The sequence below is a fragment of the Pseudomonadota bacterium genome (genome assembly GCA_022361155.1).
Taxonomy (GTDB): Bacteria; Myxococcota_A; Polyangia; order Polyangiales; family JAKSBK01; genus JAKSBK01.
This window is the reverse complement of record JAKSBK010000166.1, coordinates 1-1,731: the sequence shown is the minus strand read 5'-3', so window position 1 is coordinate 1,731 and position 1,731 is coordinate 1. Positions and strand designations below refer to the sequence as shown.

General features: G+C 64.8%; 3 protein-coding genes. 1 reads left to right on the top strand and 2 read right to left on the bottom strand.

The genetic code is table 11. The features are described 5' to 3' along the window. Positions 1–538 precede the first annotated feature (538 nt). A complete protein-coding gene (locus tag MJD61_06000; protein MCG8554828.1) occupies positions 539–967 on the bottom strand; it encodes a type II toxin-antitoxin system VapC family toxin in 429 nt (142 codons plus the stop codon). Continuing rightward, positions 933–1,190 (bottom strand): DNA-binding protein, encoded by a 258-nt coding sequence (locus MJD61_05995; protein ID MCG8554827.1) that lies wholly within the window; start codon positions 1,188–1,190, stop codon positions 933–935. The genes MJD61_06000 and MJD61_05995 overlap by 35 nt, the downstream gene beginning before the upstream one ends. Before the next feature lie 143 nt (positions 1,191–1,333). On the opposite strand from MJD61_05995, the gene MJD61_05990 reads away from it, so the two are divergent. Next, a partial coding sequence (locus tag MJD61_05990; protein MCG8554826.1) for a transposase occupies positions 1,334–1,731 on the top strand: 398 nt, incomplete at its 3' end.

The following is a 1,731-nucleotide window of genomic DNA, read 5'->3' as shown; positions in this document are numbered from 1 at the left end:
CGCTGAGCACTCTCGCCAAGGCATCAAAGGCCCTCGGCCTGGAGCTCAACGTCTCGTTCTCCGAGCCCGACGCAGCCTGAGCGTTAGCGCCCTACGACCGGACAAGGCGCCGCCGCAGGTTGGCTGCGGGCCATGGCGGTAGCGTCGGCTAGTGCACTCCAGGAATATATGTGGAGCCAGGCGCGTTTAGCTAACGGTGGCCATGTCAACAGCACTGCCAGCGCACGACCACGTAATCTTTCGGAACTCACCGCTCGAAGAGGTAATCTGCCAGCTGCGCTTCCATTCGATTCTCCGGCTCGGCATGGCGGGCGACCAGCCTGTCATCGCCACCAACGAGCCTACCTGGCAGTTCAAGAGTCCTGACGACCAGGTCCGATCCATTTCGGACGACGACGTTCCCGAAGGGGTTCTCCGAGTTTTCTCGTATTCCCTGGTGCTCACGCAGGACTGCGATTTGGAGCAGGACTTACCGTACGTTCAGGACAATGTTGGCGTTTCCGGGGCAGCGGGTTCGACGAAATCTCGATCACCACGGTCAAGCGAACGGGTTCAGCGTGGCCACGCCGGTGGACGCCACGTCGTTCACGTTCCGCGTCACGAGCGTAAGTCCGTGCTCGTGCGCTGTGGCCGCGAGCAGGCCGTCGACGGTCGAAATGGGATCGGGCACGCCAAAGCTCCCCCACGTGCGCGCGATAGCGAGTGTGATGGGCAGGATCCGGGGGGCGTAATCCCGCGCCAAGCTCGCGAGCCAACGATCGAGCGCAGCCGCCGAGCGCGTATCGCGACGCCGGATGCGGTCCGCACCCCGTTGAAGCTCGCCCAGCACGAGGACGCTGAGGTAGAGCGTCTCGTCTTCCGCCTGTGAGAACCAGCGCGCGACGCCCGGGTTGCAGCGCCCGCCTTTTCTCAGCTCCGAGACGACGTTGGTGTCAACCAGGAAGCGCACTGCGGCGATCCAGTTCAATGCTGCGGTCCAGTTCCCGCTCGAGTTCGAAGTCGGCATCTTCCCCGACATCGGGCATCGAGCGAAGCGCCCCCTTGAGACTGGTCGCGGTGGCTGTTCCCAGCAACGCTGCTCTCAGTATTTCGCGATGCTCGGCCTCCGCTGAGGTTCCCTTCTCGGCAGCCCGCAGCTTCAGCGCCCGCACGACCGCAGCGTCAAGGTTCCGTACGATGAGCTGTGCCACGCTATCAATGCTAGCAGATCCGCTCTGCGCTGTCTACCGACCGGGGGTGGAATTGGAAGCGTGCCGATTCCCGAGCTGGAACGCGAGCGTAGGCGGCAAGGCGAGCGACCGGATCGGGGCTTAGGACGGTCCCAAGGGCGGTGGTGCGCGCTTTGCGCAAGTGGGAAGGGCCCGTGTGGGATCACGAACGCCCCTCGGTGGTGCAGCTACGCACGCCCGAAGCCACCTGGGAAAAGCTGGCCTACGCGATGAGCAACCCTGTCGCAGCGGGCTTGGTGAACCGGGCCGCGGACTGGCCCGGTGTTACGACCCTGCCCCACGAGCTCGGACGAGCGGTATGGAAGTGCCACAGACCCAAGGTCTTCTTCGATCTCGACAACCCGCAGTGGCCCGAGGAGGTCACGCTGCCAGTTACCATTCCCGAGTGCCTCGACGCGGAACCGGAGCAGGTGCGCGAAGTGGTGGCCGAGGAGCTCGCACGCTGCGAGGCTCAGGCTCACGAGCTGCTGCGAGCCAAGGGCTGGCGTGCCCTGGGCAGGCG